This window comes from Nocardia sp. NPDC004718, from assembly GCF_053601535.1.
The window spans coordinates 22,362-29,830 of sequence record NZ_JBSGCA010000067.1 but is presented as its reverse complement, the minus strand read 5'-3'; the positions used below and the strand labels follow the sequence as shown (position 1 = coordinate 29,830).

Genomic DNA, 7,469 nt, shown 5'->3' with positions numbered 1-7,469 from the left:
TGCCGCCGCCGCTGCGTCGATCGCTGACCTGGGACCGGGGCAAGGAATTGTCCGACCACGCACGGTTCACCGCCCGCACCGGCGTCGAGGTCTACGCTGCTATCGCGCACACGCTCAACTCCCGACCCCGCAAAAGCCTCGGCTGGAAGACGCCCGCTGAAGCCTTCACCGAGCAGCTACGATCGCTCCAACAAACCGGTGTTGCGACGACCGATTGAATACGGCCAATTCACCTCATGGGCCTTCAGCCGTCGCATCACCGAGGCCGGCTTAATCGGATCGATGGGCACCATAGGTGACGGCTACGACAATGCGATGATCGAATCTTTCTGGAGCAGAATGCAAATCGAGCTACTCGACCGCAAGAAATGGAAGACCCGCACCGAGCTGGCCAACGCGATCTTCGACTACATCGAGATCTTCCACAACAGGCAACGCCGCCACTCCAGCATCGGCTGGCTTACCCCGGCCGAGTTCGAAAAGGCCGACCGGCACCTACAATCAGTGTCCTGACTCTCGCAACCCGGCGGACACTTACCCGGGACATCCCAACGACGACCGTTACATGACCGACGACATCAAGACCATGACGGACATGGTGAAAACGGGCGAGGTGGCCCGTGACGAGCACGGCTGTGAATTACAGCGGTAAGGGTGATCGTAGACGGATGGGCTGTAGAATAATCAGGCTCACTACCGAAGACGTCATCGCCAGCGACGATGGTGTCTCGATCGATTCGGGAACCACCGACACCAATTCCCGTGCCGTTCGTCGACCTGGTCCTCGACCTGATCGACCAGCGCACGAACATGCGGACCGCGACGAACCCGAACTCCCTCTGGCTGTTTCCAGGCCGCCGCGCCAGCCAACCACTCCGACCCGAAACCCCTCGGCCAGCAGTCCGCCAAGAACGGCGTCCCCACCATCACCGGCCGGGTCTCCGCCCTGCGCCAACTGGTCCTGCAAGCACCCGCACCGGTCATAGCCGACGCCCTCGGCATCCACTACACCACCGCTCACCGGCACCACGACCACGCCGGCGGCACCTGGAACCGCTACGCATCCAGCGACCACAGCCGCTGACCGCTACCGGCCCGGCGGAGATGAGAAGGTCGGCGGGCCAACACGATCGAGACTGACTGTGAGGCACAGCATCTTTTGACATAGGCCCACAACGTGCTACTTTAATTGCATGCACATGCAGTTAAATTGCGAGGTCGCCAGCGTGGGCGCGGCATGGTCACAGGTCGCGGCCTTCGCTTCTGTGATCGACGCGAGCCTGGACAAGTGGCTCGCGACTGGCTATCGAATCGGACTAACCGAGTACCGCGCACTGACTCTGCTGAGTCGGGCTTCCGACAAGGAGCTGCGCGTCAACGACCTCGCTCAGCGGGTCGGCCTCACTCAGAGCTCGACGACTCGGCTGGTGAGCCGCCTCGAGGCGAAAGGGCTTGCGCATCGAGATATCTGCTCCGACGACGGCCGCGGCGTGTACGCCGTGATCGACGAGTCGGGCGAGAGGCTCCTTCGCGAGGTGTGCAACCCCTACCAGACGCGGGTCGCCGAACTGCTCAGCGCTCCGTCGGCCTCCATCCCACACATAAACCCCAGCTTGATCGCCGCCGCCCTGGCAGGCGTGGCCGAGGTCGTGGGTCGCAACTCTCCGCGACGTCTCGAGCGGACCCCTCCACCGCACATAAATGCATGAACATGCAAATATAGGATAGGCGGATTCTCACGACCATTCACGTTGACGTGTTGGTCGACTCCTCTGCCCGGTCTGCTTCCTCGTGGAGCCAGCGATCGAGGAGCTCGGGCGCGAGCGTGATGTGAAGGTGACGATCCGCCCGTTCGAATTGCCCCACACACTCGCTGGATGCGTGTTGCTGGCGACCGGCGAGCCGTGCGGACTGTGCTACCGGTACGCGATCGACCACGGCATCGAGCAGGTCTACGTCGCCATCGACCGCGACCGGGTCCGAGGCCTCGGCTTCGACTACCGAGCGAGCTACCCGACTTCGGCATCGCCGACACGACACGCGCAAGCCTCTTCTGGCCTCTGGCCGCCCCACGCGGCGCAGAGCCGTTCACCAGCTACCTCCATCTGCATCTCTCCGGTCACGCGCTCACGCCACCGGGCACCGTATCGAAAGGAAACACAGCATCATGAGCTGGCTCTACCTGGCCATCGCAGTCATCTTCGAGATCGCCGTCGGCATCGCCGCAGGCAAGGCCAACGGCTTCAAACATCTTTGGTGGACAATCGCCACCCTCGCAACCGGTGCCGCTGGAACCCTCTTCCTCAGCCTTGCCCTGCTCACCTTCGACGTCGGCGTCGGCTACGCCCTCTGGACCTCCCTCGCCGGCGTCGGGATCGTCATCCTCGGCGCACTGTTCCTGTCGCAGAAGCTGACCTGGAAGAAGGCGCTTGGCATCGCCATCGTCATCACCGGCGTCATCGGCCTCAACCTCGCCGGATCCCTCTAAAACTCGCCCCACTCACCGAAAGGCTTCTTACATGAGCTCACAGACTCCCACGCAAAGCAAGGGTGGTGCGTGGATCGCGTTGCTCGTCGCCGGTACCTTCGAGGTCGGCTACGCACTGAGCGTCAACGGTAGCGCCGGGTTCACCAACCCGCTGTGGTCGGCCGCCGCAGTCGTCTTCTTCCTGTTTACGCTGTTCTTCCTCAGCGCCGCTTTAAGGAAGATCGACGTCGGCATCGGTTACGCCGTCTGGGCTGGAATCGGCTCCGTCGGCGCGGCCGTCCTCGGCCCCGTGTTCTTCGACGAGACCCTCACCCTGACCAAGGCGTTCTGGCTCGCCGTCATCATCGCAGGCGTCGTCTGGCTCAAACTCGCCGACAGTCCCAAGCTCGGGGTCAGGGCGCGGGCGGCGAACTGAGCAAACAACAATCGATCTCAGCCTGGATCCCCGTAATTGAAGACGAAATCCCGCGACGGTCAGCGGCGCGGGGTTCGTCTGGTTCCGTGGTCCGAACACGCTCAGTCCGAACATTGAACGATGCCTTCTCATCTGACGCACCCGCGCTCGCGGACGGTTCCAGGCTCAAGGAGTCGCACAGCTCGCTGGCCGCCGCAGCAGCAGTCGCGGATTCATCCATATATAGCTTTCGTCGGCTGCCGGCCTACGCCGTGCCGTTGTTCGTGCGCGTCGTCGACGAACTGAACCACACCTCGACGTTCAAGAACCGCAAAGTCGAACTCCGCAGCGCGGCCTACGATCCCGACGCCGACGGCGAACTGCACGCCCTCGCTGGACGCGAAGCCGGGTACGTACCCGCCTACCCCGGCTACGCCGCCGACGTGGCTTCAGGAAAGGCTCCGATCGTCTGAGTCACCTATTCCCTACAGCCACACTGGATCGATCCTTGCCGGGGGCCGGGACTCCCTGCCTCCTTCGGGGCGGCGACCGGCAGCGAAACAATCCGGGCTCTACTTCCGGGTGGCGGTACTCGACGATCCAGCACGACAGCCACCGTACTGGCTCTAACCCATACCGAACTCAGCTAGGGCCTGACCAACCGGCTTCATCGCCTACCAGCGTCCACCGGTCGATCAGATCATCAGCCAGTTGGCGACCCTTGCGAGTTGGAGTCGGGAACGGCCCGGCGCAACCCGGGTGTGGTTCTGAGCGCAGCCAATTCGCCGACATAACCGCTGGTCAACCCATTGTCGTTGTTTTCCGCGCGATTACTAAAGCGCCGCCAATTGCATCGGATGCTAACTCGCGACTGTGTGCACAACCGCCGGTTGCGCACCGAGTGAACCGCCCCGGCTTTCCTGCCGGTGTTTTACGAGCCGGTAGTCACTCGGCCCATCGGTCTGTCTCCACCCGTCCTCGAGGCGAAGCATCAAGGCACTGAAGAACCCGTTCACCTGGCCTGCCTGCTGGGGCGTCTTCGATATCAGCGATTGGAGGAAGTCGAATTCGTCTGCCAGCAGGTTGAGCTGCAGATTGGTGACCGCTTCGAATACGGAAACGATCACCCCTTGCCAGTCGGGGTGCTGGCTGCCGAGGCTTTGAGTGCTGCCGTGGTCGAGTCCTGCTGCTGAATGAACTGGGTTTGGGCGCTTTGCATCAGTTGATTGATCAGGTCCTCGAACTGCTCGCCTGAGATGTCACCGGCGAGGACGCGCTGAGCGTCCGTGTACGCGACGTCGCCGGTGTGGCGCAGCTGCTTCAGCATGCCGGTCTCGGCCGGTTGAACGGCATCTTTGACCTCCTGCGGAACATTCGCCGCTCTGACCTCGGGGATGTGCGTGGAGGACTCCACCGAAACTGTGCCGTCGCCGGCGCTGTGGCGCTGGGCGATGGTGTCGAGCAGAGTGGAGAATTCCTGTGGATCGGTTCTGGTCATTTCCCCTCCAACGAGATCGTGCACTGGCCTGGCAGTCGATGACACGAACCCGGCCAGATCACACAGGACTCCCCGGAGCCGTGTCGCGGTGAGCCGACCGAGGGTCAGTGCACACGGCAGACCCGGCCAGTGGCTCCCACCTCTACGCGGCGCTCAAATCACAGGTTATGAGCACCTCTGGGGCCAGGGATCACCCATTCCGGATGAAACCCCTGCGGGATGTCGAGAACCGATCGATTCTCAACACCGGTAAGTGAACCGGATCAGGTTTGTGGTCGCGACAATCGAAGGATGGGCCGACGCTCACGCCGTCGATGTCCTGCATGTCGGACGGCTCTTCCTCGCGACGCCAATCCGCGCCGCCGCTACTGCTCGCCTGCGTGTGTAGCCCGCGCTTATCGAGCCCGTAAGAGGTTCGGTGCGGTGTATGAGCGGGTGCTCGCCGCCGGCCAGTGCAGTGTCGCCGGGGAGGAGCCGAGCGCGGGGATCGTTTGTCCCGGCTGTGGCTGGTGGATCTACCCGGGTGGCCGGGACCTTCGCGCCGATGCCCGCCACTGCTCACCGACCTGCAGGCAACGCGACTACCGCCACCGCAAGCGCGAAAAAAGTTCGTGATCATGACGCATAGCCGTGACAGTGTCACGGCTGTCGTCATGATCAGCGCCGATGCTGTCGGTCCCCTTCTTCACACTGAGCCGAAATCCATGCCCAACCCCGGCGATAGACGCCGAAAACTAAAGGGGGACCACAGATGTCGGCTCGCGCCTGGGTAGAACGCGCGATCGTGCCCGGAACCAACGTGCCCGGAGTCAAGACCAAGACCGAGCTTTTCGCCTACCTGCCCGACGACCGCTACGCCCGGGGTGAGTACTGGCTCAAAAGGGTTCTCGGCCAGAGGATCACACTCGGTCGGCTGCAGCATCGCGGCGTCACGGTGTGGCGGCTCAACTCAGCGCACCTGCTGCGGCTGGTTCAGGCGATGGCCGATGAGTACGGTTCGGTCAAGATGCGGCTCGAAATCTCCACGACCGTGAAGTGTGATGACAAGTGCCTGGACGCGAACCCGAACTCGGTCTGGGACTGCGTCTGCAAGTGCGGCGGCGAGCACCACGGTGGCCGCAACAGCCACAGCGACTGGTATCGGGCGGGCCGCAGCACCCTGATCCGGAACGAAACCATCTGGATCGATCAAGTGATCATCACCGCTGGCCAGATCCGACTGCCCGGCGACCCGCCGCCTTCGCCCGCGCAATCCGTGAAGCCGCCCAGGCTGAAGGTTGTCCAGCCGCCGACGCCCCGGCCTGTTCCACCACCGACCCCCGTGCCCGCCGAACCGCCAGTGTCGCGCACGGTGGTACCTGCCGCGGACCGGTTCCACGATCTGGGGCGCGCACCCGCCGCTTCCGTGCCGCCCTCGTCCCTTTCCGGCGAGGTGCAGGGCATCTCGCCGGGCAGGCCGAGCAGGCGGGCGATAGCGGCTGTGGTGGCCGCAGTCGCGGTATCGGCGAGCGTGCTGGCTGGGGTCATCCATCCGGGCCACCCCGACGCCCGGCCCGTGGACACTACCCAAGTGACATCGGCGCCACTGCTCGCACCACCCGACCCGCCGGTCCAGACGCAGGCGGAGGAAGTACCTGCACCGATCGCAGCACCTGCCCCGCCACGGTTCCCGGCCGGCTGCTACCCCTTCCAGCAAGGCTGCTGAGGGGCACCGGGATGGGAAGACGACGTAGTCGCCGCGGAACGGATGCGGCGGCATTGATGTTCATGGCCGCCATCGCCGCGCTGGTGGTGGCGCCCAAGGTCGCGCACGCAGCCCAACGCCAGGCTGTGGTACTGGCTTCCGCTGGGTTGTGTGCGCTGGCCATCGCTGCTGTCGCCGCCGGGCTCGCGGTGTGGCATCGCCGCCGGGTACGTGCTCGCGATGACGCTCGTGTCCTGGCGGCGCTACGCCAGAACTCGCTGAGTCCCTCCGAGTTCGAGGAAGCACTGGCCGCGTTCTGCAGACGGGATGGCTGCACCGATGTCCGGGTCGTCGGCGGATCCGGCGATCTGGGTGCCGACGTCATCGCGCGGGCCCCGGATGGCCGCCGAGTCGTGTTGCAGGCCAAGCGATACCGCAACGACCGCAGCGTGGACAGCCAAGACCTGCAGCGGTTCGGCGGAACCGCCCACACCATCCACGGCGCCGACGTAGCGGCCGTCGTGACCACCGCCCATGCGTTCACCCCGCAAGCCTGCGCGTACGCGGCCAAGGCCAAGATCCAGCTCATGCCAGCGAAAGCGCTCGCAGCGTGGGAATCGCAGACCGGCCCGACCCCCTGGAACTGAGCCCGTCGGCGAGGCTTCAGCGCAGGGGCTATCGGGGTTGAGAGGCATCCGGGAGAAAAGTCATGCTAAGCCGCCGCGCTGAAACTGTCTCCAGGACGCTCTCCCGCCGTCGCCTACTGCTCGCTGGGAGCCTCGGTCCGACGTTCACCGAGCTCGTTCAGGCGCCGCTGCATCTGAACCATGCGCCCCTCCAGATCGACGATCACGCCGCCGAGGATCGCGTAAACCTCCTGTGCGGTGAAGTGTTTCCGGCCTGCCTTGACCTCTTCGCCGAACGCCCTCAGCACCGCTTCACCCCGCATCTCGTCGGGACCGTTCATCCCCTCGGGGTCGTGCTCCGGCCAAAGTGCCGCCATCGGTCTATCCCTTCGTGAAATCGTCTGACCTGTACTCGATCCCCTGCCCGCCCCGACCGCAGCACTCTATCGAAGCAGTCGGACTCCGCTATCCGTCTGGGCGTTCGTCGTCGAATAGCGGAAGCTGGTGTGCTGGAAAGGTGGATCCGCCGATTTTGCGCAGGCACCGGGCGCAGGTGACTTCCGCCCGAGTCGGTTCCAGCGCGGTGGGAGACCATCCGGCCACGCCGGTGTGGCACAACAACTCCGGTACTTCCTCGTTGCCGACCCACTGGCCGAGGCTGACCGCGTGCACGGTACGTCCGGACCGGACGACCGCGTGCACACCAGGGTCACCGAACACCGCGCGCGTAGAGGCAGCCAGGGGCGCGATGTCGGTCATACGGCCAACCATAAAGACAC

Annotated in this window: 10 protein-coding genes and 2 pseudogenes; 8 read left to right on the top strand and 4 right to left on the bottom strand. The window is 64.4% G+C overall.

Features of this window, described 5'->3' with window-relative positions; all coding sequences use genetic code 11:
- From ACWEH3_RS32035 to ACWEH3_RS32010, 6 genes and pseudogenes are all read left to right on the top strand, one after another.
- Positions 1-218 (top strand): annotated as a pseudogene (locus ACWEH3_RS32035) (IS30 family transposase); the annotation flags it as partial.
- Between the two features lie 7 nt (positions 219-225).
- A pseudogene (locus ACWEH3_RS32030) lies at positions 226-513 on the top strand (transposase); the annotation flags it as partial.
- 713 nt (positions 514-1,226) lie between these two features.
- Complete coding sequence (locus ACWEH3_RS32025; RefSeq protein ID WP_450024376.1) at positions 1,227-1,709, top strand: MarR family winged helix-turn-helix transcriptional regulator; 483 nt, start codon at positions 1,227-1,229, stop codon at positions 1,707-1,709.
- Positions 1,710-2,167: 458 nt separating this feature from the next.
- Positions 2,168-2,488, top strand: coding sequence for a DMT family transporter (locus ACWEH3_RS32020; RefSeq protein WP_450024374.1), 321 nt, complete (start codon positions 2,168-2,170; stop codon positions 2,486-2,488).
- Positions 2,489-2,519: 31 nt separating this feature from the next.
- Positions 2,520-2,903 (top strand): DMT family transporter, encoded by a 384-nt coding sequence (locus tag ACWEH3_RS32015; protein ID WP_450024372.1) that lies wholly within the window; start codon positions 2,520-2,522, stop codon positions 2,901-2,903.
- Between the two features lie 113 nt (positions 2,904-3,016).
- The gene (locus ACWEH3_RS32010; RefSeq protein ID WP_450024370.1) at positions 3,017-3,355 is read left to right on the top strand and encodes a hypothetical protein; all 339 of its coding nucleotides are present in this window, start codon (positions 3,017-3,019) and stop codon (positions 3,353-3,355) included.
- 387 nt (positions 3,356-3,742) lie between these two features.
- On the opposite strand, the gene ACWEH3_RS32005 is transcribed toward ACWEH3_RS32010, so the two are convergent.
- Together ACWEH3_RS32005 and ACWEH3_RS32000 are read right to left on the bottom strand one after the other, a co-directional pair.
- Positions 3,743-4,009, bottom strand: a complete 267-nt coding sequence (locus ACWEH3_RS32005) for a hypothetical protein (protein WP_450024368.1) — start codon at positions 4,007-4,009, stop codon at positions 3,743-3,745.
- Positions 4,006-4,380 (bottom strand): hypothetical protein, encoded by a 375-nt coding sequence (locus ACWEH3_RS32000; protein WP_450024366.1) that lies wholly within the window; start codon positions 4,378-4,380, stop codon positions 4,006-4,008. The genes ACWEH3_RS32005 and ACWEH3_RS32000 overlap by 4 nt, the downstream gene beginning before the upstream one ends.
- 751 nt (positions 4,381-5,131) lie before the next feature.
- On the opposite strand from ACWEH3_RS32000, the gene ACWEH3_RS31995 reads away from it, so the two are divergent.
- Positions 5,132-6,085, top strand: coding sequence for a hypothetical protein (locus ACWEH3_RS31995; protein ID WP_450024364.1), 954 nt, complete (start codon positions 5,132-5,134; stop codon positions 6,083-6,085).
- Between the two features lie 11 nt (positions 6,086-6,096).
- Positions 6,097-6,711 (top strand): restriction endonuclease, encoded by a 615-nt coding sequence (locus tag ACWEH3_RS31990; RefSeq protein ID WP_450024362.1) that lies wholly within the window; start codon positions 6,097-6,099, stop codon positions 6,709-6,711.
- Positions 6,712-6,824: 113 nt separating this feature from the next.
- Here ACWEH3_RS31990 and ACWEH3_RS31985 read toward each other — a convergent pair whose 3' ends face one another.
- Positions 6,825-7,067 carry a hypothetical protein gene (locus tag ACWEH3_RS31985; RefSeq protein WP_450024360.1) on the bottom strand — a complete coding sequence of 81 codons (243 nt, stop codon included), beginning with the start codon at positions 7,065-7,067 and terminating at the stop codon, positions 6,825-6,827.
- 88 nt (positions 7,068-7,155) lie between these two features.
- Positions 7,156-7,449, bottom strand: a complete 294-nt coding sequence (locus ACWEH3_RS31980) for a hypothetical protein (RefSeq protein ID WP_450024358.1) — start codon at positions 7,447-7,449, stop codon at positions 7,156-7,158.
- Between the last annotated feature and the right edge of the window lie 20 nt (positions 7,450-7,469).

Coding starts and splice junctions, on each gene's coding strand:
- ACWEH3_RS32015 (WP_450024372.1), top strand. CDS start 2,520: ATGAGCTCACAGACTCCCACGCAAAGCAAGGGTGGTGCGTGGATCGCG.
- ACWEH3_RS32020 (WP_450024374.1), top strand. CDS start 2,168: ATGAGCTGGCTCTACCTGGCCATCGCAGTCATCTTCGAGATCGCCGTC.
- ACWEH3_RS31990 (WP_450024362.1), top strand. CDS start 6,097: ATGGGAAGACGACGTAGTCGCCGCGGAACGGATGCGGCGGCATTGATG.
- ACWEH3_RS31980 (WP_450024358.1), bottom strand. CDS start 7,449: ATGACCGACATCGCGCCCCTGGCTGCCTCTACGCGCGCGGTGTTCGGT.
- ACWEH3_RS32000 (WP_450024366.1), bottom strand. CDS start 4,380: ATGACCAGAACCGATCCACAGGAATTCTCCACTCTGCTCGACACCATC.
- ACWEH3_RS31985 (WP_450024360.1), bottom strand. CDS start 7,067: ATGGCGGCACTTTGGCCGGAGCACGACCCCGAGGGGATGAACGGTCCC.
- ACWEH3_RS31995 (WP_450024364.1), top strand. CDS start 5,132: ATGTCGGCTCGCGCCTGGGTAGAACGCGCGATCGTGCCCGGAACCAAC.